This is a genomic window from Hydrogenimonas urashimensis, assembly GCF_016593255.1.
Taxonomy (GTDB): Bacteria; Campylobacterota; Campylobacteria; order Campylobacterales; family Hydrogenimonadaceae; genus Hydrogenimonas; species Hydrogenimonas urashimensis.
The window spans coordinates 2,155,925-2,179,037 of the sequence record NZ_AP023212.1 but is presented as its reverse complement, the minus strand read 5'-3'; the positions used below and the strand labels follow the sequence as shown (position 1 = coordinate 2,179,037).

Here is a 23,113-nt window from a genome sequence, read left to right as displayed (position 1 = left end):
ATCTGGCTGTTGCAGAACAACGTCAAAGCCGTTTTGAGACACAAAGGCAGGTGCGAAGCGTCAGGTTGCTCTTTTTTTGACCTTTTCAAACGAACGAAGAAGCAGCCAGATGATGCAGGCCTCGGTGACCAGCAGTAGCCAGTGCAGTTCGTAGACCTGCCGGCCGTGATCCTCGATGCCGAAGCCTTTCGAGACAATCTGATAAAAAAGCCACGACACCATCATTCCCGCCAGATAGCCCGCCTGCTTCGCCATATCGAGCCATGAGAGTATCTGCTTGCGATTCAAAAAGATCGTCTCCGCCCGCACCAGATAGCTGCCGAACATGAAAGTCAACTGATACCCGGCATAGACAAAAAGCGCCGTGGCGAACCCGTAGGGCATCGCCAGATACCAGCCTACCAGTACCAGCATCACCAGTTCGACGAAAAGGGATATTTTGAAAAAACTCCGCATATTGAGGATTTTTTCGTAGAACTTCGCCACGACAAGCATGCCGACGGCCAGCACGATGCCTCCCACCGAAAAGATCGACGGATCAAGCACCGCGTAGATCGTGAAAATCGCTCCGACCGTCAATCCCATGAAAAAGGAGTTGACCCCTTTGTAACGGATGTACCATCTGGGCAGAATCTTCATTTACCGCTCCGTCAAACGGCAGGAAAAAAGAGACCGGCAACCGGTTAGCAAACGCTTCGCCCCGTTACGGCAGATGTGCACCGGGCATATTCTGTGACCTTTCAATACTCGATCCCTTTTCTTGCCATGACTCCCTGGTCATAATAGTGTTTGATTTTACGCATTTCGGTCACCAGCGTACTGGAGGCGATCAGCCTTTCGGACGCATCCCGTCCCGTCATCACGACCTCAAGACTCTGCGGCCGGTTCTTCAAAAACTCCAAAACCGTATCTTCATCGACCAATCCATAGGAAATCGCCACGGCTATTTCGTCAAGAACCAGGATATCGGGTTTGAAGGTGTCGATTTTCCGTCGCACTCTTTTCCAAAGATCGTGGCACATCGCAATCTGCTTTGCGCTTGGTTTTCCGATGATGAAACTGTCGTCCCAATTTCGCAAAATCTCCACATCGGACCCGCCGCAGCGCTTCAGCATCTCTATCTCGCCGCTGGGAACGCTCTTCATGAACTGAACGAAAAGCACCCGCATTCCCTCGCCCACCGCTCTGAGCGTCAAGCCGACGGCCGCTGTCGTTTTCCCCTTTCCGTCGCCGGTATACAACTGTATCTGACCCTTTTTCATGCTACTATTCTATCGAAGAACTCCTCCCAAAGGGATAAGGTGACAAAAGAGCAACAAGGCGAACTCTACGCGCTGCTGCTGAGCATTCTTGAGAGCTGGTTTCCGATACTGACCATCTGGGCCATCGCCTATGTCGGTGCCATCCATACATACGCCTATGCGATCGTCGTGGCGATACTCTTCTTTCTCGTTCTCTCCCACAGACGCAAAACGCTGGGCAGGCTCCTGGACAAAAAGGCGCGCAGGGACCTTCTGCTCACCGGCCTTTTCATCACGCTGCTTTTTCTCTTCGTCTATATCGGCCTGCGCTACACTACCGCCGGCAATATGTCGCTCATCATCTTCCTGCAGCTCTTTTTCGCCTATCTCTATTTCAACGTGTTCGGGAAGGAGAAGATGGTGCCGGTGCATACACTCGGCGCGTTTTCGATGGGCATCGGTGCGCTGATCGTCCTCTTTCCCGAAAAATTCGGCGGTTTCAACCTCGGGGACGGCCTCATTCTCCTCGCCGCCGCCATCGCACCCATCGCCAACTATTACCAGCAGCGGGCGCGTCTTCGGGTTCCGAGCGAAACGGTGCTTCTTTTCCGCTACCTTTTCGCTCTGCCTCTGCTCTTTCTCTTCGCCCACCTTTTCGAACCGGAGCCGACGATTTCGCAAATCCGGTCGGCCCTGCCCTGGATCGTGCTGAGCGGACTGCTGGTCATGGGTGTGGCGAAAATTCTGTGGGTCGAAGCACTCCATCGGATCTCTATCACGAAACTGAGTGCCATGACGGCACTCATCCCCCTTTTTACGCTGGTTTTCGCTTACCTGTTTCTGGGAGAAGTTCCGACATGCCGGCAGCTGCTTGGCGTGCCCTTCATCCTTCTTGGCGGCATTCTCATCACCCGGCCGCTTCGGAGGCTCAGTAGATAATCGGCTTCTCCTTGTCGTAACTTACTTCGAAAAGAACACGAAGGTCGGCTTTCGATTCGGGCGGAAGCGTCATTTCGATATCGAGTCGTCCCTTCTCTGCCACCCTGTAGCGGATCGGCTTGTCGCTCTTGACTTGCAGAAGTTTCACTTTAATATCGCTCCGGACCGCGACGGGAATACGTTCGACGATTTTCAGATGCTTCTTTTTTCGGGACTGGTTGAGCAGATGGATGACATAGCCATCTTTTTTGTGGAGACTCCCCCCGAAAAAGCTCTCTTTCTCTTTCAAAATCATCTTTTCCCGCCGCACGATCAGATCTTCGTCGACGGAGACGAAGAGGGTATAAAGGCCGCCGCGGTATTCCCCGTAAAGGTTGGAAGCGACCAGTTTGTTGCCTTTGCGAATACGCCACCGATTCGCCTCGATCACGCCTTTGGGCTTGAAACGCAGCACGTTGTAGGCACGCAGGTCGCGATAGGGGTAGACCGTTTCGAAACGTTCCGCTTCCGTTTGCCACGATGCGATGTCGATTTCGACACTCTCTCCGGTGGAAGGAAGCGTGAGATTATCGATCCGGTAGCTTCTGGGCGCTCTCTTTTCAACGGACTCATAGGCCACGTCCGCCATCATCATATTGGCCCCGACCGCCGGCATCGCCCGCTTTTGCAAAACCCGTTCCCTCGACACATGTCTGTCTCGGATGACCCACGGGGAAAAACGCAGGGGCCTTAGTGTCCGATTGAGAGGCTGATAGTAAAGTAGCGCTTTGTCGGCTTCGATGTCGATGCCGCTTCGGTTGCGAAGCCCGATCTTCTGGTGCACTCCGATGCTTTTTTCACCGGTAATCTCGGCTTCGTAAAGCATATCGAAAGAGATGTACCCTCCAGGAAGCGTCACTTTGACTTCACCCCCGCAGGGCTTTGGAAGATGGAGGGGTTCGAACGAAGGTGCCTGCTTCATGAACGCCTCTTTGCGCCACTTCCCTTCCTTCTCGGCGAGCTCTTTTCTCTTCTGCATCGCGGAGTATCTCCTGGCTGCCCCCTCCGCCATGGAAACGATCGCCTTGGCATCGGCGCTCTTTATCTCCGCGCGCTTCATCAACATATCGATATAGCTCATCTGGCGTCCGGCGAAAGCGGCATCGAGGGCCAGACGGTCGATCGCCGCCTTCTCTTTGCAAAGACGACTCTTTTTGGGGCATTCGTTCGACGGAACGAGGGAGAAAGAGCTTCCACCGCACTCCGCGACGCTTCCTTTTGGGGCGAAACCCACGAAACTTCCCTGGGGACGGTAGGTATAGATCGCACCGTCACGGTAGAGTTCGAACGTCGAGGCTTCCAGGGCCAGGCCGATGCCAGCCGCCATCAAAACCGTAGCCAGATATTTCATGATCACTCCTTAGTCGGCTCTTTCGGGCCGTGTAGTCGAAGATGCGCCGCCTTCCATCCGGTGCCCGGATCGTTCGGCATCGCGGCAGACGCTTCCGGCAGCGCAAAGAGACAACAATACCCGATCATCGTACCGTATCACCGTGTATCATTCGTGAAACGATCGCTTCTTCTGTCGTCATTTCGTGCCGCACGACACCCGCGATATGGAGTGTCACGAACAGCAGGAGTGGCTGGAGTAAAAACTCATGCACTTCCTTGACCCAGTGGATAGCCTCTTTTTCGAATCCGAGTGCTTCGTGAAAATAGTAGAAGGCGCCACTGAGCGCCAGCATCGCGATGGTGAAGCAAAGAAGCAGATGGATTGTCGCTTTGATCTTTTCGTGGAAGCTTTCGGCTTCCAGCACTTTCAGAACCGGAAGCTGCGCCTGTTTCGACACCATCAGCCAGATGCGCAGAGCGATCGAGACGCCCAGAACGACGGCAAAGATATAGTGCCATTCCCACATCGGCGCCCGGATCGCCTTGGCGAGGGCGATCGCCTGGTCGGGGTCGATTGCGATGCCGAAAGTTTCGAGTTTTTGCCGAACGATCGCCGCCACACTCTTTTTGTCCAAAAAAGTCTCCCTGAGCAGGACCGTAAAAAGCAGACCGAAAACCGAAAAAGCCATCAGCCAGTGCCAAAGCCTGAAAAGCGGGGTAAACTTACGTTCCATTTTTTTTCCTTAAATACTGTAGTACATCGCTTCCGGATGGTAGACGACGATGGCCGCCGTCGACTGCTCCGGATGAATCTGCCACGTTTCGGAGAGTTCGATGCCGTAATCCTCCGGTCTGAGAAGATGAAAGATGGGACCGTTGAGCTCCAGGTCGGGACAGGCGGGATAGCCGGGAGAGTAGCGCGCCCCCTGATATTTGCGCATCTCCACGTCTCTGAGCGTATGCCCCTCGTCATGGGCGATGCCAAGGTCGAGGCGTATCTGTTTGTGGGCCACCTCCGCCAGCGCTTCGGCCAGCTCCACCCCCAAACCGTGAACCAGGTAGTATTCGTGGAACTTCCCTTCATCGTAGAGCCTGCGCTCGTATTCGCTGATTCTGCTCCCGGCACTCACCGTTGTGAAAGCCACGACGTCGTGGCGGTCGCGGTGAAAATAGTCGGCCAGGCAGCGCCACGGTTTTTTGTGCTGCCTCGGGAAGGTCATCTGCTCCTTGGCCCGCCCCATGACATACTCCAAAGGCTCGCGGTCGGCATCTTCGTCTCGGTGCCATCCTTCGCTCTCGTCGAAAATCAGCAGCGTCGTATCGTCGCTGCGACACGGATAGTAGCCGTAGATGATCGTCGGCTCGAAAAGCCCCTCCTCCAGAAACTGTCGCTTGAGCCGTTCGTAGGCAGGCCACACCACTTCCTCGAGCTGCTTTTCGTACACCTCCTTGCTCATCCCCTTGCTGCGATACCCCCACCGCTGTTTGAAGAGCATCCGGTGGTTGAGCCACTCGAAGGCAATGGCCGGGTCGAAATCCTTTTCGGTCATGACGCGGCGGCCCCAGAAAGGCGGTACAGGCACCGGCACGTCGCGTGAAGGCATCGGAATCTTCTCCAAAGGCGGTATCACGGTCTCCTTTTTCCTTTTGGCGGCCGCTTTTTTCTCTTCGTCGCCCCCCATGTCGCCGGCGAGCCTGGTATCGAAATTCCCCGCTTCGATCCGGCCCATCGCCACGACACCGTCAAACGCGTCCCGGCAGTAGAAGATGGGGCCGTCGTAAATGGGGCGGCAATAGTCGTCCACGAATCCCTTGGTCAGGGCTGCCCCGCCCATAAGAACCGGAATGTCGAGCCCCCGCTCGGCCATCGTTTCCAGGTTCTCCTTCATCACCTGGGTCGATTTCACCAGCAGCCCCGAAAAACCGATGGCGTCGGCATCGTGCTCTTTCGCCGCTTGCAAAAACTCCTCCAACTCCACTTTGATACCCAGGTTGATCACCTTGAAACCGTTGTTGGTGAGGATAATGTCCACCAGGTTCTTGCCCACGTCGTGCACATCCCCTTTGACCGTTCCCAGCACCAGGGTCGTGTCGCTCGCTTTCTCTTTTTTGGGAAGATAGGGATTGAGATAATCCACCGCCGCCTTCATCGTCTCGGCGCTCTGCAGCACGAAGGGAAGCTGCATCTGCCCGCTTCCGAAAAGCTCGCCCACCACCTTCATCGCCTCGATGAGAATTTCGTTGACGATGGCCTCAGGCGGTATGCGGTGGCGCACCTCCTCCACCAGCGGAATCATCCGCTCCTTGTCGCCATCAAGAAGCAGCTTGTGGATCTTCTCCTCGTCGCTCATCTTCATAAAGGCCTCATCCTCCGCCGCCTCATCCACCTTCTCTTTCTTGCCGAAGTGTTCGATGAAGCGAAAGAGCGGGTCCCCCTCTTCCCTTCGATCGAAGAGGAGGTCCTCGCACACTTTGCGGTCCTCTTCGGAGATTTTGTTCATCGGAATGATGTGCTTGACGTTGATGATGACGCTGGTGAGTCCGGCCTCGAGGCAATGGTGGAGGAAAACGGAGTTGAGATAGGGGCGGGCATCTTTGTCCAGGCCGAAGGAGATGTTCGAAAGCCCCAGGGTCGTACCGACTTCGGGGTGGCGGCGGCGCAGTTCGCGGATCGCTTCGATGGTCTGGATCGCGGCGTCGCGATACTCCTCGTCTCCCGATCCGACGGTGAAGGTGAGCACGTCGAATACGAGATCCTCCGCCCTGATGCCGTGCTTCTTCGTGGCAAGCTCGTAGATGCGCTCCGCCACTTCAAGCTTCCGCTCGACGGTTTTGGCCATCCCCTTCTCGTCGATCGCGAGGCAGACCAGCGACGCGCCGTAGCGCTTGGCCAACCCGCACACCGCGTCGAACTTCTCGATGCCGTCTTCCAGGTTGACCGAGTTGAGGATCGGTTTGCCGCCGATACACTTCAGCGCCGTCTCCAGCCCCCTGACCTGGGTCGAATCGGGCATTAGCGGCAGGGGAATTTTCTGGGCGTAAAGGCTGATCACCTCGTGCATGTCCTTTGTCTCGTCCCGTCCCGCGAAACCGACCGAGACATCCAGAACGTGGGCACCCGCCCTGACCTGCTGCTGGCCCACCGTGAGTGTCCCTTCGTAATCGCTTGCTAGCAGAAGTTCCCGGAATGCCTTGGAGCCGGTGGCGTTGGCGCGTTCGCCGATCAGCAGCGGCGGGGGTTCCTGCATCAGCGGCACTGTGTTGAACAAAGAGGCCAAAGAGGCGGGGTGGCTTCCGGAGGCGGGGCGCTGCTCTACCCCTTCCACCGCATCGCAGAGGGCCTTGATATGCTGGGGCGTCGTCCCGCAGCAACCACCCAAAAACGCCACCCCGTCATACTTCGTGAATCCTTTCTGCAGCCTGGCGAACTCTTCGGGACCCATCGGATAGTAGGTGTAGCCGCCGCGGTTTTGGGGCAGCCCGGCGTTGGCGTGGACAGAGATGGGCTTGTGCCACAACTTCGAGAGGGTTTTGACATGTTTCTCCACCTGTTCGGGACCCGTGCCACAATTAAATCCCAACGACAGTATGTTAAACGGCTCCATGATCGTCGCGATCGTCGCCGCATCGGTCCCGATGAGCATCGAGCCGCTCAGTTCGATGGTAACCGAAACCATGACGGGAATTTCCACCCCTTTTTCATGGGCCGCATCCTCACAGGCGTGCAGCGCCGCCTTGATCTGCAGCGGGTCCTGGCAGGTTTCAAGCAAGAAAATGTCGACGCCGCCGTCAATCATCCCTTTGGCCATGACCTTGTAGCCCGCGTACATTTCGTCGTATTCGATGTGTCCCAGGGAGGGCAGTTTGGTACCCGGACCGATCGATCCAAGCACGAATCGGGGCTTTTCGGGTGTGGCATACTGCTCACACACCGATTTGACCAGCTCGCACCCTTTTTTGCTCAGCTCGTAAGCGCGGTCGCCGATGCCGTATTCGTCGAGCACCCAGTCCATCGAGCCGAATGTGTTGCTCTTGATCAGATCGGCGCCCGCCATGGCGTATCGCTCGTGGATTTTGCGAATAAGGCCGGGGGCCGTGGCGTTGAGAAGCTCGTTGCACCCCTCCTTCCCCTTCCACGCTTCGTCGGGTATCTCCATCGACTGGATCTGGGTTCCCATCGCCCCGTCGATGATTACTATTTTTTTCTGCATTAATTCAGTTATCTTATAATTGGTGGACACTTCCCATCCTCAAAAATTTTGGAGTTCTGCCGATATTTAAAACGTCATTTGCCAGATTGAAGACGTTTGCGACTGCGTCTATATTCTACAGTTTGGTTGCTATGATTTGAATAATCTTTGCTGATTAAGGTTACCAAGATGGGAAAAACGATAAAAAACATGAAAACCGGGCAGACGATTACGAAACCCGACCCGGTCAACCAGGAGGTCCTTTTCGACGGCGGCGTCATGATCACTGAAACTGATACGGCCGGCATTATCGTCTATGCCAACCGGAAATTTCGGGAGATGACCGGCTACACGAAAGAGGAGCTCATCGGATCTCCCCACAACATCAACCGCCATCCCGATATGCCCAAAGCGGCTTTCGCCAAAATGTGGGAGACGATCAAACGGGGCGAAATGTGGGAAGGGTATGTCAAAAACATGCGCAAAGACGGCAAATACTACTGGGTCATCGTCTGGATCAAACCGAAATTCGACAACGACGGCAATATCGTCGGCTACATCGCCGGCCGGAAAGTGCCCGACCGCCACATGATCAAAACGGTCGAGAAAGATTACAGAGCGATGCTCGAAGAAGAGAAATAAAAGGCGCCGTCACTTTTTCACCCGCCTTTTGACCGGATAGCGGAGGGTGATCTTTCGGCCCGGAACGATGACATAGTCGTATCCCCTTCCGCTGTACAAGATCGTGGCATCCTTCACCAGAATCTTCTTGAACTGATAGTCCATACTCCCTTTGGAAAAGAGAGCACGCCCGATCTGCTCTCCGAAACTCGGTATCCACGGAATGAATGCGATCAAAAAAGAGAGAAGATAGAAAGCAACCTTCTCTTTTGTCTTTTTCTCCACAAGAAAAACGGTGCCGTAAAGAAATATACCCGGAATCCAGAGCCACCAGAACTGGGAATCGGTAAAAAACTCGTTGTAGAAGATCGGGATCGAGTGGGCTTCGATATAGTTGACGAAAAGGCCTGCATAAAAAAGAAAATCGAATGCCAGCCAGAAAAGTGTACCGAAAAAGAGTATCGTAAAGATTCGGACCATCATCGTATCTTCACCTTTCCGGTTCTGTGAAGATGCCATATCTGCGACGGCGTCTTGTCGGAGAACCCTTCTTTAGATTCTACCACAACATCGCATACACTTTTTGCAAAGGCTTCGTCGAAGGGTCGGCCGTGGAGATTGGCGGAGGTGGAGTAGCACCAGCCGAATTTTGCGATGAAATCGCGATGTTTTCCCTGCACAACCCTGAACGATTGCCCATTGGGGAGTATGAAAGAGCGCTTTCGCGCGCGCCTTACGAACTTTCGATGGGCGGCGGGAACCCGCCCTATCCCTGCCATATCGGAAAACCGGTTTATCGCTTTGAGAAAATGTTTTTCAGGCGGTCTTTGTTTGATGGCGGCAAGTCTGTGGGCAGAACAGGAGAGAAAGCCCACCGTCGTATCGGTCTGGACGAGATAGACGAAATCGCGCCGCATCACTCGCTCAGATAGTCCTGCAGCGCCTTGGGCTCAAGCGACTCTTTTTCCCTGATCTCCCGAATCGCGGCAGCCGTGGCCCGAGCGGCGGCGATGGTCGTGAAGTAGGGTATGTTGAATCGAAGAACGGCCTGACGGATCCGTTTCGCATCGTCCTTGCTCGCCTTGTTGTCGGAGGTATTGAGCACCATGTCGATCTCGCTGTTTTTCAGCAGGTCTTCGACGTTGGGACGCCCTTCGGAAATCTTCAGAACGATCTTGGAAGCGACTCCGGCTTCCTGCAGTACTCTGTGCGTTCCCGAAGTCGCGACAATCTTGAAACCAAGGGCCGTAAAGAGGCGTCCGATCTCCGCCGCCTCCCCTTTGTCGTGGTCGGTCAGGGACATAAAGAGCGTTCCGGATGTGGGAATACGGTTTTTCGAAGCGAACTGGCTTTTGGCGAAGGAGATGCCAAAAGTCCTGCTGATGCCCATCACCTCCCCGGTCGATTTCATTTCGGGCCCGAGAATCAGGTCCGAACCTGTCAGCTTGTTGAACGGAAAGACCGCCTCCTTGACCGCCACATGGTTTTTGAGCTTCGGTTTGAGAACGTTGCCGTCGTCTGTCACAACGTTGAACGTGTCGTAATAGTTCAGCGCCTCGCGAAGGTCGCCTTTTACCATGACGCGGGTGGCCACTTTGGCCAGGGGCACACCGGTCGCCTTGGAAACAAAAGGGACGGTACGGCTCGCCCGGGGGTTGACCTCGATCAGGTAGACTTCATCCTGGAAAATGGCGTACTGGATGTTGAGAAGCCCCTTGACCCCCAGCCCCAATGCGATCGCTTTGGTCTGGTTCTCCACATCTTTGACCAGTTTCTCCGAAATGGTGACGGTGGGCAGGGAACAGGCACTGTCGCCGGAGTGGATACCCGCCTCCTCGATATGCTGCATGATGGAGCCGATGTAGACCTCTTTGCCATCGGAAATCGCATCGACATCCAGCTCGATGGCGTGATCGAGAAACTTGTCGATCAGAACCGGCGACTCGTTGCTGACACTGACCGCTTCGTCCATGTACTCCCGAAGTTCATCCTCATTATACACAGTTCGCATCGCCCGTCCTCCGAGCACGTAACTTGGCCGCACCAGCACCGGATAGCCGATGCGCGAAGCGATGGCGAACGCCTCTTCCTTCGTGAAAGCTGTCCCGTTTTCCGGTTGTTTGAGACCGAGTTCCTGGATGAAAGCCGAAAACTTCTCCCTGTCCTCCGCTTCGTCGATCACTTTGGCACTGGTACCGATGATCTTTCCGCCGATGGCTGCGATCTTCTTGGCCAGTTTAAGAGGCGTCTGGCCGCCGAAATGGACGATGATGCCGTCGGGATTCTCCGTCTCGATGACGTTGCGGACATGCTCGAAATCGATCGGATCGAAATAGAGAATGTCGCTGGTATCGTAGTCGGTCGAAACCGTTTCGGGGTTGCAGTTGTACATGATGGAGGTGATCCCCATATCCTCCAGTGCGAAAGAGGCGTGGACACAGCAGTAGTCGAATTCGATCCCCTGCCCGATCCGATTGGGTCCACCTCCGATGATAAGCACTCTCTTTCGGTTTTCGGCATTTTCGGAAACCGGAATTCTTGACTCGGGAAGAGAGATGATGTTGGTCGAGGAATAAAGGTAGGGCGTAAGCGCCTTGAACTCGGCAGCGCAGGTATCCACTTCGTGGTATTCCAGATCGATGCCAAGCTTCTTTCTGGCGGCGTAGACATCGTTTTCACCCAGGTCCATGTTCTCTTTCGCGTTGATGATTTTCGCGATCATCGCGTCGCTGAAACCGTCGGCTTTGATTCGGCGCAGAATCTCAGGATCATGCAGCGTCTCGATGTCGATCTCTTTTTCGAGAGAAACGATCTGCCCGATCTGACGCAAAAACCAGGGATCGATTTTGCTCAGCTCGAAAATCTCCTCGGTGGTGTACCCTTTTCTGAAAGCCTGTGCGACATAAAGAAGCCGCTTTTCGTTTGGCCGGCGGATTTCGCGCCGGAGAGTCTCGTCGTCGCACACGAGAGGATCGAACCCCACAAGACCTGTTTCCAGCGAACAGAGCGCTTTTTGCACCGATTCTTTGAAAGTCCGGCCAATCGCCATCACTTCGCCCACCGACTTCATCGAGGTGGTCAGCGTCGAATCGGCCTGGGGAAATTTCTCGAAAGTAAACCGGGGAATTTTCGTCACGATGTAGTCGATCACCGGTTCGAAACTCGCCGGCGTGCCGGTGATATCGTTTTTGATCTCGTCCAAAGTAAACCCCACCGCCAGCAGCGTCGCCACTTTGGCGATGGGGTAGCCTGTCGCCTTGGAGGCCAGCGCCGAAGAGCGGGAGACCCTCGGGTTCATCTCGATGACGATCATCCGGCCCGTTTCGGGATTGACAGAGAACTGAACGTTCGATCCGCCCGTATCGACACCGATTTCGCGAAGTATGGCGAAACTGGCGTCGCGCATGCGCTGATACTCCTTATCAGTCAGTGTCAGAGCCGGAGCGACGGTGATGGAGTCACCCGTATGGACCCCCATCGGATCGAGGTTTTCGATGGAACAGACAATGATGCAGTTGTCGGCACGGTCGCGAATGACCTCCATCTCGTACTCTTTCCATCCCAGCAGCGACTCCTCGATCAGAATCTCCGTGATCGGGCTCGCTTCAAGACCCGCGGCGGCAAGCTGCTTGAATTCGTCGATGTTGTAGGCGACACCGCTTCCGCCACCGGCCAGGGTGTAAGAGGCACGGATTATGAGGGGAAAGCCGATATTTTCGGCCGCATCCAACGCCTCCTCCATCGAATAGGCGTATTGGCTTTTGGGCAGGTCCATGCCGATTTTGATCATCGCCTCCTTGAACGCCTGTCGGTCCTCCCCCTTCTTGATCGCCTCGGGGTTGGCACCCAGGAATTCGATGCCCTCGAGCATCCCTTTTTCATGCATGCTCATGGCGACATTGAGCGCTGTCTGTCCGCCCATTGTCGGCAAAATCGCGTCGACTTTCTCTTTTTCGATGATCTGGGCGATCACCTCTTCGGATATCGGTTCGATATAGGTACGGTCGGCGAACTCCGGATCGGTCATGATGGTGGCGGGATTGGAATTGATCAAAACGACACGGTATCCGAGCTCTTTGAGGGTCTTGGCGGCCTGGGTACCCGAATAGTCGAATTCACAGGCTTGGCCGATCACGATAGGGCCGGATCCGATCAGCAGAATGGTGGCAATGTCGTCACGTTTTGGCATGAAGAGGCTCTCCTCCTTGAAATTTTGTTATTTTACAAAAAAAGCTCTTAAAAGTTTACCGGGCAACCACCCAGACATAATCGGGGTGAAGGGTGTCGCCGAAAAGGAGAATTTCGGCGTTCTTGAACCCCTGCATGTTCCGAACCGAAAGCACCCTGCCCACAGGCACGCCGATGGGAAAAATCTGGTCGAGCCCGCTCGTGTAGACCCTGTCTCCGATATTGAGCTTCATCCATTCGGGAATGTATTTGACGACCATATGTTTCGCATCTTTGCCCATGGCGATTCCGGGCGCCCTGTTCTTGCCGATATAGACGGCGAAATTGCACGCTTTGTCGCCGGCGAGAATCATCAGCGGGCGCCGTTTCTCCTCGACCACGATGCCAATGGCGAATCCGGCACGGATGACACCATAGTTTTTCATCGGATTGTATTCGGGGAAATCCTCCAGCCAGAGCTGCTGGAAATTTCCGAGCAGCGCATACCCCTTCGCCCGCACTGCCATGATGGAGAGATTGGTGTCGGGTCTTAGGTGCAAAGATTCGCTGATGGCATGAAATTTCCGGGCGTCGCTGCGGCAGAGGATCAACTCTTTTTCGAGATTTTTCTCTTTTGTCTGAAGCGATTCGATCGTGGCGGCCTGCATCAGATGGCGCGCGATCGCATCTTCGATCTCTTTTTTGGTATCGAAATAGGTGGATTGCACGGTGGAAGAAAATGCGGTGAAAAAGTTTCGGACGGCGGGGCTGTAAAAAATCAGTCCCGCTACGGCCGCCGCAATGAGAAAAAGATGGATTTTCCCGTGAAATCTATTCATACGAGAGTTGCTGGAGCAGATTGATCTCTTCCAGTGCGCGTCCGGTTCCTTTCGCTACGGCAAGCAGAGGCTCCTCCGCCACATAGACGGGGAGTTTGACGATGTCGGAGAGATATTTGTCCAGCATGCGGATCAGGGCACCGCCGCCCGTGAGGACGATGCCGTTTTCGACGATATCCCCCGCCAGATCCGGCGGCGTCTGTTCCAGAATATCCTTCAGCGCGTCGCCGATCTCCCGCAGAGGCTCTTTCATCGCCTCCCTGGCATCTTCACTCGTCAGCTCGATGGAGTTGAGCAGCCCGCTGACCTGGTCGCGCCCGTTGATCATCATTGTCCGCTCCTCGGGCAGCGGCAGGGCGCTTCCCACTTCGATCTTGATCTCTTCGGCGACACGGTCACCGATCAGCAGGTTGTACTTGCGCTTGACGTAGTCGGCGATCGCCTGGTCGATCTTGTCCCCCGCCGTCCGGATCGATTTGCTGATGACGAGTCCTCCGAGAGAGACGACGCCGATCTCCGTCGTTCCGCCCCCGATATCGACGACCAGGTTGCCGTGAGGCTCTTTGACCGGCAATCCCGCGCCGATCGCCGCCGCCATCGGTTCTTCGATCAGGAAAACTTCACGGGCGCCGGCGCTGAGGGCCGACTCGCGCACCGCTTTGCGCTCCACCTGCGTCAGTCCGAAGGGAACGCATACGATGATACGGGGCCGTATGAATGTGGATCGGTGATGCGCTTTTTCGATGAAATAGCGTATCATCTTCTCCGTAATGTCGAAATCGGCGATGACGCCGTCTTTCATCGGCCGTACGGCACGGATGTTGCCGGGGGTCTTGCCCACCATCTCTTTCGCTTCATGGCCGACGGCAAGCACTTTTTCGTGCCCTGTCTTGTCGCTCTGGATCGCGACGACGGAGGGTTCGTTGATGATGATACCCTCCCCTTTCACGAGAACCAGCGTGTTGGCTGTCCCAAGGTCGATGGCCATGTCGTTCGAAAAAATACCGATCAGTTTGTCAAGAAACATTTACGCGCTCTTTTTGCTTTTTTTGATGCGAAGCGGCTCGGCACCGTTTTTGACGACATCTTCGGTCACGATGATTTCGTATCCTTCGAACTCCGGCAGATCGTACATGATATCCACCATGATCTCTTCGATGATGGACCGCAGACCGCGTGCGCCTGTCTTCCTCTGAATGGCGAGCTCCGCGATCGCCTCCAGCGCGGCCGGTTCGAACGTAAGCTCCACATTGTCGATGGCGAAGAGTTTTTTGTACTGCTTGACCAGCGCGTTTTTCGGCTCGGTCAGAATGCGCACCATATCCTCTTTCGTGATCTCGTTCAGTGTGGCCAGGACGTGCAGACGTCCGATCAGCTCCGGAATGAGACCGTAGGCCACCAGGTCGTCCGCCTCCACGTAACTGAGTACCGCCTCGTCCTCCTGTTTGGAGCGTTTCTCCTGGTTGAAGCCCAGCACGTTGCCGCCCAGACGGCGTTTGATGATCTCCGCGAGGCCATCGAAGGCTCCGCCGCAGATGAAGAGGATGTTCGACGTATCGATCTGTATGAAATCCTGGTTGGGATGTTTGCGGCCCCCTTTTGGCGGAATGTTGACGACACTCCCTTCGATGATTTTCAAAAGGGCCTGCTGCACTCCTTCGCCGGAGACGTCCCGGGTGATGGACCGGTTTTCGCTGAGGCGGGAGATCTTGTCCACTTCGTCGATGAAGACGATCCCCTGCTCCGCCTTTTTCACGTCACCGTCCGCCGCCTGGAGCAGACGCGTCAGGATGTTTTCCACATCCTCCCCGACGTACCCCGCTTCCGTCAGGCTCGTCGCATCGGCGATCGCGATCGGCACATCGAGAAATTTGGCGATCGACTGCGCCATCAGCGTCTTTCCGCTGCCGGTGGGTCCGATCAGAAGAACGTTGGATTTTGCGATCTCCGTATCGTCGTCCTCCAGGAGGTTTTGCTTGAATATCCGCTTGTAATGGTTATAGACCGCCACGGAGAGAATACGTTTCGCCCGTTCCTGGCCGATGACATATTGATCAAGCGCCGCTTTGAGCTCTTTGGGTGTCAAAAGTTCCCGGTCGACGGTCTCTCCCTCCTCTTCGACTTCGCCGAAGAGAATCTTGTAGGCCGATACGACACAGTTTTTACAGATATAGACATTGTTTCCGGCCAGCAGCGGATTTTCCACGCTTTCGTGTGCGCCACAGAAACTGCAACTTCTATTTGTCATTGATTTTCCTCTCGAATGGAATGCCGCGTCTGGTCTCCAGAACGAAACGGCACATTTTTTTCACTTCTTCGCTTTCGGTTGTTTCAAGCAGCTTTTGGGCCGTCTCTTTCAGCGGTTTGCCGCGCTCGAAAAGCTCTTTGTAGGCGACCCGGATGGGATCGATGGCATCCCTGGAGAGATTCCGGCGCAGCCCCGTGAGATTGAGCCCCCTGAGAACGGCACGGTTCCCCTCGGCCAGGCAGTAGGGCGGGACATCCTGGCTCAGAGCTGACGCCCCCGCGATCATCGCCAGGTCTCCGATCTTGACGAATTGGTGGATCGGTGTCAATCCTCCGACCACCACCCCGTCGCCGATCTCCACATGGCCCGCCAGTGTCGCGGCGTTGGCGAAGATGCAGCGGTTGCCGATGATACAGTCGTGCGCCACGTGGACATATCCCATGAAAAGGTTGTCGCTGCCGATCTTCGTGATGCCGCCGCCACTTTCGGTACCGGGATTGATCAGCGTAAACTCGCGAATCGTATTGCGGTCCCCGATGACAAGCTGTACATCCTCGCCGTGATACTTGAGATCCTGTGGAATGGAGCCCACGACGGCGTGGGAAAAGATACGGCACTCCCTGCCGATCGTCGTGTCACCATCGATACGGGCGCACTGGCCGATCGTCGTCCCGTCGCCGATTTTGGCCTTTGAAGAGATATAGGCGAAAGGCTCCACGATAACGTTTTCACCGATCTTGGCACCCTCTTCGACAACTGCCAGAGGAGATATTTTCGTCATCACTTGTCCACGATCATGGCTTTGAGCTCGGCCTCCGCCACCAGTTTGTCATCGACGTAGGCTTTGCCGTCCAGTACCCAGATCGCTCCTTTGTGTTTGAGGACGCTGAGTCTGTAAATCAGCCTGTCGCCCGGTCGGACGGGGTGTCTGAATTTGCACTTGTCGATGCTCATGAAATAGACCACCTTGTTTTGCGTGTTCTCCTGTTCGTCGCCGCTCATGCTCTCGAAGGCAAGAATGCCGCCCGCCTGCGCCATCCCCTCGATGATCATGACACCGGGATAGATCGGGTGGCCGGGAAAGTGTCCTTCGAAGACCGGTTCGCTGATCGACACGTTCTTGTAGGCTTCGATCGCTTCGCCTATCTCACACGAAACGACACGGTCCACCAGCAAAAAAGGGTACCTGTGGGGCAGGATTTTCTGAATCGCTACAACGTCCATCATCGTTAATATCACCTCGATTTAAAATTCGATCATTCTATCATATTGTGACTAATATTTCTCTGACATCCTGATACTGCTCACTCTCGATCAGAATTTCGAGTTTTCCCGCGGGAATCTCCTCCAGGACGATCATCGGCGACAGATCCCAAAGCCCCAGCCCGAGCTTTTCCCGGATATGAAGCGCCTCCGTGAAAGAGGGAGGATCGTACACCAGCTCGGCAACGGAGTGCCAAAATCTCTCCGCCAGACGGTTGAAATCCTGAAGCCGGACAAAACGGATCTCTTCCCGGTTGAAGCAGTAGAGGCTGTCGAGTTTTGTTTCGATCTTTCCGCTGGTATAGCGCCGCTTCATGACCGAATAGGGAAGAATATAGGAGGGAATCGTCTCTTTTTTCCGTTTGACCCAACCGTATTTGAGACGGTAGTTGAGAAACTTCTGCCGGACGATACGGTACTCTTTTCCCTCCTCTTCGATCTTCAGCCGTTCCTCATACATGGCGAGGCGCTCTTCGATCGAACCGGGCAGCACACTGCCGTCGACAGGCGAAAAGAGTTCGTCGGCAAGCTTATGCTGCTGATTTCGCTGGATCGTCAGTCCGAACATGCAGCCGCAGTAATCCTGCCGGTAGAGCCTCTCCTTTTTGCTCACCTGCTGCTGAAGCTGCGTGCCCCCGCCGCTGCGGTAATCGACATAGACGAACTCCACGCCGTGGCTTCGGGCGAACCGCTCACCGGTGCGTACGAGCTGCTCCTGGGATTTCTTCGGGCTGACAAGCAGGGTCGTCGTCATCCTTTTTTCGCCGATCTCGCGGGCCTTTCGGGCGCTCATCTCGAAACGGCGGTCGAAACAGATTTCACATCGGGCACCCTTTTCCGGATCGTTCTCATGTCCCCTGACCGCATTGAGCCACGCTTCGTAGTCGTAGGGGCCTTCGATCAGCTCGATGCCGAGCCTCGCGCAGCTTCGCTGCACATCCAGAAGCCGGAGTCTGTATTCGCTGTAGGGGTGGATGTTGGGATCGTAGAAAAAGCCGACCAGCCTCTCTTCGGGAAAATCCTCCCTCAGCTTCTGGAGAAAAAAGTGGCTGTCGACACTGCAGCAGATATGCACCAGCATCCGCTATTTGACACCCGCTGCCTGTTTGGCGAATTTTTTCAGAGCGTTTGCCATTTTCTCCTGAAGTTTCCGCGCACAATCGGAGCCGACATTGTGGCGCCCAAAAAGGTAGCCCGGCGCGTTGTAAGCCACCATCGTCTTGCCCGCACTGTTTTCATAGATGAGCATTTTTTGCGGCAGATCGAGCCCCATCGTTTCGGAACACTGGATAAACGGTGTTCCCATTTTCGGATTTCCGAAGATGACGAGTTTCATGGGGCGCAGTTTTTTCCCTGCTCTTCGCGCGCCTTCGGCATGGTCGATCACTTTGAACAGGGTGAGTCCCTTCTCCCGAACTATCGCGACGAGCCGTTTTGTTGTCTCGTCCACACTATAGCGGCTTTTGTAGGTCACTACCCCGTTTTCTGCCGCCGCGATCGAAAAGAGAATCAGCCACACCATCCACACTCTTTTCATTCACTCTCCTCCAATTCTTTGATCCACTCCTCGACCTCCGCGTCGCTGGGCATTCGCCAGTCTCCCCGGGGCGAGAGGGCGATGGTGCCCACCTTCGGCCCGTCCGGCATGCAGCTGCGCTTGAACTGCTGGGAGAAAAAGCGGCGCAGAAAGACCTTCAGCCACCCTTTTATCGTTTCGCGGTCGTATTTCCCACCGAAGGCACTCTGGGCGAGAAAGAGAATCTTGCCCGGACGGGCACCGCTTTTGATCATATGGTAGAGAAAAAAATCGTGCAGTTCGTAGGGTCCCACCTCCTCCTCCGTCTTCTGGACGATCTTGTCTTCTTTCGGAGGCAGCAGTTCCGGACTGACGGGCGTGGCGAGTATATCGTGAAGGACATCGGAAATTTCGGGATAGACTTCCGCCGTCCAGGCCACAAGATAGCGTATCAGCGTTTTGGGAATGCCGACGTTGATCGCGTACATCGACATGTGATCGCCGTTGTAGGTGCTCCATCCCAGGGCCGATTCGCTCAAATCGCCGGTTCCGACGACGATACCGCCGAGCTTGTTGGCCAAATCCATCAGAATCTGCGTCCTCTCCCGGGCCTGGACGTTTTCGTAGACGATCGTGTGCTCCTTCGGATCGTGTCCGATTTGCCTGAAATGTTCCATGCACGCCTCGGTAATGTCGATGCGCCGCAGGGTAACACCCAGCCCTTCGCACAGTTTCACGGCATTCTCAAGTGTCCGTTCCGTCGTTCCGAAGCCGGGCATCGTGACGCAGACGATATCCTTCGGGTCCCTCCGCATGATTTCGAAGGTCCGGTAGGTCGCCAACAGCGCCAGCGTCGAGTCGAGTCCACCCGATATGCCGAGCACGCATACTTTCGACCCGATATGCTCAAGCCGCTTCTGAAGCGCCGCCGCCTGTATGGCGAAAATCTCCCGACACCGTTTCGTCCGTTCGCTCTTTTTCGACGGTACGAAGGGGTGGGGATCGACGAATCGGTTGAGCTGTTTTATTTCGGGAAGATCGAAAAGCCGAACATGACGGTATGGACGGATCTCGCCATCCGCGAAACTTCCCTCGCTCAGTCGCATCGTCTCCAGCCTTTGAACGTCGATATCGGCGAAAATCACCTGCGATTCGTCCAGAAAACGCTCGCCCCGCTCCAACATCGCACCATTCTCTGCGATCATCACATCTCCGCCGAAAACCACGTCGGTACTGGACTCCCCCATGCCGCAGGAGGCATAGGCATAGCCCGCCATGCACCGGGCGCTCTGCGTACCCACCAGCGAGGCCCGATATTCGCTCTTTCCGACGATCTCGTCGCTGGCTGAGAGGTTCAGAAGGATTGTCGCGCCGGCAAGGGCCTGGTAGGAACTGGGCGGCACCACGGTCCAGAGGTCTTCGCAGATTTCGATTCCGAATTTGACACCCTCTTTGCCACAGAAGAGAAGATCGGTGCCGAAGGGAACCTCCTCTCCCATGAGTGTCACGGTTTCGTTCGTAACAGAGCCGCCGCTGACAAACCAGCGCTTTTCGTAATACTCTTTATGTTCCGGAACGTAGGTTTTGGGCACAACACCCAGTATCTTCCCCTCCTGCAGGAGAAGCGCGCAGTTGTAGAGGCGTCCCAAGTGCCACACAGGCGCCCCGACGACCGCCGCCGTGGCACACGACTGCGACGCTTTCAGCAGTTTTTCGAGCCCTCTGCCCACCGCTATGTGCAGCGCCTGCTGGTAAAAAAGATCGCCGCAGCTGTAGCCCGACACCGAAAGTTCGGGAAAAAGAATGATGGCGGCATTCTGTTCCGCCGCTATTTTCCACAGATCGATCATGTGATCGACATTGAATCCGACTTTCGCGACCCTTACTTTCGGAACAGCCGCGGCCACTCTGCAAAATCCGTACATCTTCTCCCTTTGGCCTTGGGATATCACTTCTCAATAAAAAAAGACTTTTCCGCCCTTTTTTGCTCTTTTAATAGCTTTATAAATTCATACCTATTTTAACATAAACGAAATTTAAATCCGAAAATCGACCGGCAGGGTCGCACCCAATCCACCCGAAATGTTTCAGAAGACGGGCGGCACCGCCAACCGGAAATGTTTCAACGTCGATGCGTTTTCAAATTTGCGACGGCGCCGCGCATAGACTTGCTGAAGTGAGACGGCCGGGCGCCTTATGCGGCCAAAGAGAAGAGAGGAAACCGTATCGAGGCACGCATCTTTAAAAGAGGGTTATTGCCTCGAAGCGTGAATTTCGATCGTTTCGATCGTATCGTTCTGATCGATGCTGTCAAGAACCAGCATGCTGTCTGCGTCATCCTCTTCAATTCCTCCAAAAACGGTATGGACGCCATCAAGATGGGGGCAGGGAGCGAAACAGATGAAAAACTGGCTGCCGCCCGTATCTTTGCCGGCGTGGGCCATCGAAAGGGTCCCCTTCACATGCCTGTGGACATTTTTGTCGGTTTCGCAGGCGATGGCCCAGTCCGGTCCGCCGGTTCCCACGCGCGCCGGATTGCCGCCGGGACCGCTGTGGGGGCAGCCTCCCTGGGCCATGAAACCTTTTATGACACGGTGGAATTTGAGATTGTCGTAAAAACCTTGGTTCGCCAGTGTCGCGAAATTGGCCACCGTATTGGGCACTTCGTCGACATAGAGCTTCAACCAGATGTCGCCTTTGTTCGTTTTGATCTTCGCGTACTGAAAGCGGTTCAGCGTCTCCTGGTCATAATCGTAGGTTTTGAGTTTTTTTCCGAACATGGTCGATCCTTGAAATATTGTTTTGAGGGGGATTATACCATTCTCAACGCATCAGATGGGTTTTGATCAGGACAAGGAGGTGATTCAATCGCAGAAGAATCCTTTTGTGCAGAGGAATGTTCGCCAATTGCAGCTGGCAGAAGAGTTCATTGAGGCCTTCTCGTTCACTTTGCGTCAGATTGCTCATTTAACGACCTTATCTTTTTTACTACGCGTACAATTTCATCATCGTCCAGTTCACCGAGCATCTGCATGAGCGCCCGCGCAGCGATCGGCTGTGCCTTGCCCGTACGCCAATCCTGGTATGTCCGCATCGAAACACCCAACTCTTCCGCCATCGCTCTCTGCGAAATTTTTTTCCCGTTGTTCTTGGCTTCCAGGGCGTTGTGGACAATATTGAAAATGTCGCTGACTTTCATCACAAAATTATACTCGTCAAAGCTGTTATAGACATTAATATGTATTTTTTTTACAGTTTTTTTCTATGTTTATCTATTTATATACTATTTTTAGATATTTTATTACTATTTTCATACAGTTTTCTGTGCATTTATTCCAAATCGTGGGTAACGCATATTTGCTATAATGGTTACCGCAGAGCCATAGGAAGGAATTTTTATGCATCGAATCGTCGTGCTGGGCGGAGGGTATGGCGGATTGCGCGCCATCGAAAAGCTGGTGCATACTCCCCATACGGAGATCACGCTGATCGACCGTAACGGCTATCACTATATGCAGACCGAAGTTTACGGCTATATCGCCGGCACCAAAGATATCGACGAACTCGCGATCGATCTGGAAGCGTGGTGCGAGGGATTCGATAAGCCGGTACGCTTTGTCCGAGCTGAGGTAAAGGGAATCGACACCGAAAACTGCACCGTTCGCCTCGACGGCAAGTCGATCCCCTACGACTCCCTGATCATCGCCACAGGCGCAAAAACCAATTTCCCGCCTTTCATCGAAGGGCTCAGAGCCCACAGTTACGGTGTCAAACGCCTCGATCGTGCCTTCGGCTTCCACCACAGGTTTCAGCATATGGTGGAGCGAAAGCTCGAGGGAGACGACGAAATCATCAACATCGTCGTCGCTGGCGCCGGACTCTCCGGTGTCGAAGTGGCCGCCGAAATGGCCTATATGCTCCGACGCTACAGAAAGATGATCGGAAAGAGAGAGCGTGAGATTCGCATTACCCTCGTGGATGCCTGCGACACGATCCTTCCGGGCATGCATCCCCGTCTGATTCAAAGCGCACTGAAGCGGTTGGAGAACCTGGGTGTCATAGTCAGAACCTCGGCCTTCATCGCCTCGGTCGACGACCGGCGGCTTCACTTCAAAGACGGCGATCGAATTCCTTATACCTTCATCATCTTCACCGGCGGCATCCAAGGAGTCAGCGATTTCGTTCCCGAAACGTTCGAAAAAAACCGGCTGGAACAGTTGAAAGTGACACCCCATCTGAGAGTGAAAGGGCATACCGACATCTACGCCATCGGAGATGTGGCCGAAATCACCGATTCAGAGGGCAACCCGCTCCCGCCCACCGCACAGATTGCGGAAAAAAGTGCCGAATATGTGGCGAAATCGATCTCGAACCGATTGAGAAACGTTGAAACCGCCCCGTTTGCCGCCAAAATGGACGGCCTTTTCATCGCACTCGGCGGCCGTTACGGCGCAGCGGAACTCTTCGGCGTGCGATTCAGCGGCATCGGCGTTTACTACCTCAAACGCATCGTCACGCTCATCTACTATCTTGGCATAAGCCTACGGGTCAATGCCGGCTATAAAGTCCGGAAATGATCCGGAAGCAAAGAGGCGCAGCGGCATACTCCGGCAGGACAAACAAAGTTTTAGGTATTACTTTATATAATCAACTAATTGTCTCTTGTACGCTACGGCATGTGCAAAAAACGGCACAATAATTCAAAATTTGACAGAGGA

22 protein-coding genes are annotated in these 23,113 nt (G+C 54.7%); 3 read left to right on the top strand and 19 right to left on the bottom strand.

The window, feature by feature from the left end; translation table 11 throughout:
• Window positions 1-60: 60 nt before the first annotated feature.
• Both JMG82_RS11105 and JMG82_RS11100 read right to left on the bottom strand, forming a co-directional pair.
• Entirely contained in the window at window positions 61-639 is a 579-nt protein-coding gene (locus tag JMG82_RS11105; RefSeq protein ID WP_201352801.1) for a hypothetical protein, read from the bottom strand.
• 101 nt (window positions 640-740) lie between these two features.
• Window positions 741-1,262, bottom strand: coding sequence for a cob(I)yrinic acid a,c-diamide adenosyltransferase (locus tag JMG82_RS11100; RefSeq protein ID WP_201352800.1), 522 nt, complete (start codon window positions 1,260-1,262; stop codon window positions 741-743).
• A 39-nt stretch (window positions 1,263-1,301) separates the two neighbouring features.
• Here JMG82_RS11100 and JMG82_RS11095 point away from each other — a divergent pair, with 39 nt between their 5' ends.
• A complete protein-coding gene (locus JMG82_RS11095; RefSeq protein WP_201352799.1) occupies window positions 1,302-2,180 on the top strand; it encodes a DMT family transporter in 879 nt (292 codons plus the stop codon).
• Here JMG82_RS11095 and JMG82_RS11090 read toward each other — a convergent pair.
• From JMG82_RS11090 to metH, 3 genes are all read right to left on the bottom strand, one after another.
• The gene (locus JMG82_RS11090) at window positions 2,170-3,570 is read right to left on the bottom strand and encodes a DUF4139 domain-containing protein (RefSeq protein WP_201352798.1); all 1,401 of its coding nucleotides are present in this window, start codon (window positions 3,568-3,570) and stop codon (window positions 2,170-2,172) included. The genes JMG82_RS11095 and JMG82_RS11090 overlap by 11 nt on opposite strands.
• 124 nt (window positions 3,571-3,694) lie before the next feature.
• Complete coding sequence (locus JMG82_RS11085) at window positions 3,695-4,285, bottom strand: cytochrome b/b6 domain-containing protein (protein ID WP_201352797.1); 591 nt, start codon at window positions 4,283-4,285, stop codon at window positions 3,695-3,697.
• Window positions 4,286-4,294: 9 nt separating this feature from the next.
• Window positions 4,295-7,762 (bottom strand): methionine synthase, encoded by a 3,468-nt coding sequence (gene metH / locus JMG82_RS11080; protein ID WP_201352796.1) that lies wholly within the window; start codon window positions 7,760-7,762, stop codon window positions 4,295-4,297.
• Between the two features lie 168 nt (window positions 7,763-7,930).
• On the opposite strand from metH, the gene JMG82_RS11075 reads away from it, so the two are divergent.
• The gene (locus tag JMG82_RS11075; RefSeq protein WP_201352795.1) at window positions 7,931-8,383 is read left to right on the top strand and encodes a PAS domain-containing protein; all 453 of its coding nucleotides are present in this window, start codon (window positions 7,931-7,933) and stop codon (window positions 8,381-8,383) included.
• 9 nt (window positions 8,384-8,392) lie between these two features.
• On the opposite strand, the gene JMG82_RS11070 is transcribed toward JMG82_RS11075, so the two are convergent.
• From JMG82_RS11070 to JMG82_RS11005, 14 genes are all read right to left on the bottom strand, one after another.
• Entirely contained in the window at window positions 8,393-8,845 is a 453-nt protein-coding gene (locus tag JMG82_RS11070; protein ID WP_201352794.1) for a hypothetical protein, read from the bottom strand.
• Complete coding sequence (locus JMG82_RS11065; RefSeq protein WP_201352793.1) at window positions 8,842-9,282, bottom strand: Sua5 YciO YrdC YwlC family protein; 441 nt, start codon at window positions 9,280-9,282, stop codon at window positions 8,842-8,844. The genes JMG82_RS11070 and JMG82_RS11065 overlap by 4 nt, the downstream gene beginning before the upstream one ends.
• On the bottom strand, window positions 9,279-12,551 hold the full coding sequence (gene carB / locus JMG82_RS11060; RefSeq protein WP_201352792.1) for a carbamoyl-phosphate synthase large subunit: 3,273 nt from the start codon (window positions 12,549-12,551) through the stop codon (window positions 9,279-9,281). Before carB ends, JMG82_RS11065 begins: the two co-directional genes overlap by 4 nt.
• A 55-nt stretch (window positions 12,552-12,606) precedes the next feature.
• On the bottom strand, window positions 12,607-13,368 hold the full coding sequence (gene mreC, locus JMG82_RS11055) for a rod shape-determining protein MreC (RefSeq protein WP_201352791.1): 762 nt from the start codon (window positions 13,366-13,368) through the stop codon (window positions 12,607-12,609).
• Entirely contained in the window at window positions 13,361-14,395 is a 1,035-nt protein-coding gene (locus JMG82_RS11050) for a rod shape-determining protein (protein WP_201352790.1), read from the bottom strand. Before JMG82_RS11050 ends, mreC begins: the two co-directional genes overlap by 8 nt.
• The gene (gene clpX / locus JMG82_RS11045; protein WP_201352789.1) at window positions 14,396-15,616 is read right to left on the bottom strand and encodes an ATP-dependent Clp protease ATP-binding subunit ClpX; all 1,221 of its coding nucleotides are present in this window, start codon (window positions 15,614-15,616) and stop codon (window positions 14,396-14,398) included.
• Window positions 15,606-16,397 carry an acyl-ACP--UDP-N-acetylglucosamine O-acyltransferase gene (lpxA, locus tag JMG82_RS11040; RefSeq protein ID WP_201352788.1) on the bottom strand — a complete coding sequence of 264 codons (792 nt, stop codon included), beginning with the start codon at window positions 16,395-16,397 and terminating at the stop codon, window positions 15,606-15,608. The genes clpX and lpxA overlap by 11 nt, the downstream gene beginning before the upstream one ends.
• Window positions 16,397-16,843 (bottom strand): 3-hydroxyacyl-ACP dehydratase FabZ, encoded by a 447-nt coding sequence (gene fabZ, locus JMG82_RS11035; RefSeq protein ID WP_201352787.1) that lies wholly within the window; start codon window positions 16,841-16,843, stop codon window positions 16,397-16,399. Before fabZ ends, lpxA begins: the two co-directional genes overlap by 1 nt.
• 37 nt (window positions 16,844-16,880) lie before the next feature.
• The gene (locus JMG82_RS11030) at window positions 16,881-17,960 is read right to left on the bottom strand and encodes an epoxyqueuosine reductase QueH (RefSeq protein ID WP_201352786.1); all 1,080 of its coding nucleotides are present in this window, start codon (window positions 17,958-17,960) and stop codon (window positions 16,881-16,883) included.
• Between the two features lie 3 nt (window positions 17,961-17,963).
• A complete protein-coding gene (locus JMG82_RS11025; RefSeq protein WP_201352785.1) occupies window positions 17,964-18,416 on the bottom strand; it encodes a DUF302 domain-containing protein in 453 nt (150 codons plus the stop codon).
• Complete coding sequence (locus tag JMG82_RS11020) at window positions 18,413-20,320, bottom strand: NAD(+) synthase (protein ID WP_201352784.1); 1,908 nt, start codon at window positions 20,318-20,320, stop codon at window positions 18,413-18,415. The genes JMG82_RS11025 and JMG82_RS11020 overlap by 4 nt, the downstream gene beginning before the upstream one ends.
• Window positions 20,321-20,647: 327 nt before the next feature.
• Entirely contained in the window at window positions 20,648-21,175 is a 528-nt protein-coding gene (locus JMG82_RS11015; protein ID WP_201352783.1) for a peptidylprolyl isomerase, read from the bottom strand.
• A 43-nt stretch (window positions 21,176-21,218) separates the two neighbouring features.
• Window positions 21,219-21,362 carry a hypothetical protein gene (locus JMG82_RS11010; RefSeq protein WP_201352782.1) on the bottom strand — a complete coding sequence of 48 codons (144 nt, stop codon included), beginning with the start codon at window positions 21,360-21,362 and terminating at the stop codon, window positions 21,219-21,221.
• Window positions 21,340-21,594 carry a helix-turn-helix domain-containing protein gene (locus JMG82_RS11005; protein WP_201352781.1) on the bottom strand — a complete coding sequence of 85 codons (255 nt, stop codon included), beginning with the start codon at window positions 21,592-21,594 and terminating at the stop codon, window positions 21,340-21,342. Before JMG82_RS11005 ends, JMG82_RS11010 begins: the two co-directional genes overlap by 23 nt.
• 199 nt (window positions 21,595-21,793) lie before the next feature.
• Here JMG82_RS11005 and JMG82_RS11000 point away from each other — a divergent pair, with 199 nt between their 5' ends.
• The gene (locus JMG82_RS11000) at window positions 21,794-22,972 is read left to right on the top strand and encodes an NAD(P)/FAD-dependent oxidoreductase (RefSeq protein ID WP_201352780.1); all 1,179 of its coding nucleotides are present in this window, start codon (window positions 21,794-21,796) and stop codon (window positions 22,970-22,972) included.
• The last annotated feature ends 141 nt before the right edge of the window (window positions 22,973-23,113 follow it).

What these genes read in the sequence shown, in the direction of transcription:
- JMG82_RS11085 (WP_201352797.1), bottom strand. Translation starts at nt 4,285, where the DNA reads ATGGAACGTAAGTTTACCCCGCTTTTCAGGCTTTGGCACTGGCTGATG.
- JMG82_RS11025 (WP_201352785.1), bottom strand. Translation starts at nt 18,416, where the DNA reads ATGAAAAGAGTGTGGATGGTGTGGCTGATTCTCTTTTCGATCGCGGCG.
- JMG82_RS11070 (WP_201352794.1), bottom strand. Translation starts at nt 8,845, where the DNA reads ATGATGGTCCGAATCTTTACGATACTCTTTTTCGGTACACTTTTCTGG.
- JMG82_RS11075 (WP_201352795.1), top strand. Translation starts at nt 7,931, where the DNA reads ATGGGAAAAACGATAAAAAACATGAAAACCGGGCAGACGATTACGAAA.
- JMG82_RS11050 (WP_201352790.1), bottom strand. Translation starts at nt 14,395, where the DNA reads ATGTTTCTTGACAAACTGATCGGTATTTTTTCGAACGACATGGCCATC.
- fabZ (WP_201352787.1), bottom strand. Translation starts at nt 16,843, where the DNA reads ATGATGGACGTTGTAGCGATTCAGAAAATCCTGCCCCACAGGTACCCT.
- JMG82_RS11020 (WP_201352784.1), bottom strand. Translation starts at nt 20,320, where the DNA reads ATGTACGGATTTTGCAGAGTGGCCGCGGCTGTTCCGAAAGTAAGGGTC.
- JMG82_RS11015 (WP_201352783.1), bottom strand. Translation starts at nt 21,175, where the DNA reads ATGTTCGGAAAAAAACTCAAAACCTACGATTATGACCAGGAGACGCTG.
- JMG82_RS11005 (WP_201352781.1), bottom strand. Translation starts at nt 21,594, where the DNA reads ATGAAAGTCAGCGACATTTTCAATATTGTCCACAACGCCCTGGAAGCC.
- JMG82_RS11100 (WP_201352800.1), bottom strand. Translation starts at nt 1,262, where the DNA reads ATGAAAAAGGGTCAGATACAGTTGTATACCGGCGACGGAAAGGGGAAA.
- clpX (WP_201352789.1), bottom strand. Translation starts at nt 15,616, where the DNA reads ATGACAAATAGAAGTTGCAGTTTCTGTGGCGCACACGAAAGCGTGGAA.
- JMG82_RS11000 (WP_201352780.1), top strand. Translation starts at nt 21,794, where the DNA reads ATGCATCGAATCGTCGTGCTGGGCGGAGGGTATGGCGGATTGCGCGCC.
- JMG82_RS11030 (WP_201352786.1), bottom strand. Translation starts at nt 17,960, where the DNA reads ATGCTGGTGCATATCTGCTGCAGTGTCGACAGCCACTTTTTTCTCCAG.
- JMG82_RS11090 (WP_201352798.1), bottom strand. Translation starts at nt 3,570, where the DNA reads ATGAAATATCTGGCTACGGTTTTGATGGCGGCTGGCATCGGCCTGGCC.
- mreC (WP_201352791.1), bottom strand. Translation starts at nt 13,368, where the DNA reads ATGAATAGATTTCACGGGAAAATCCATCTTTTTCTCATTGCGGCGGCC.
- JMG82_RS11105 (WP_201352801.1), bottom strand. Translation starts at nt 639, where the DNA reads ATGAAGATTCTGCCCAGATGGTACATCCGTTACAAAGGGGTCAACTCC.
- carB (WP_201352792.1), bottom strand. Translation starts at nt 12,551, where the DNA reads ATGCCAAAACGTGACGACATTGCCACCATTCTGCTGATCGGATCCGGC.
- lpxA (WP_201352788.1), bottom strand. Translation starts at nt 16,397, where the DNA reads ATGACGAAAATATCTCCTCTGGCAGTTGTCGAAGAGGGTGCCAAGATC.
- JMG82_RS11010 (WP_201352782.1), bottom strand. Translation starts at nt 21,362, where the DNA reads ATGAGCAATCTGACGCAAAGTGAACGAGAAGGCCTCAATGAACTCTTC.
- metH (WP_201352796.1), bottom strand. Translation starts at nt 7,762, where the DNA reads ATGCAGAAAAAAATAGTAATCATCGACGGGGCGATGGGAACCCAGATC.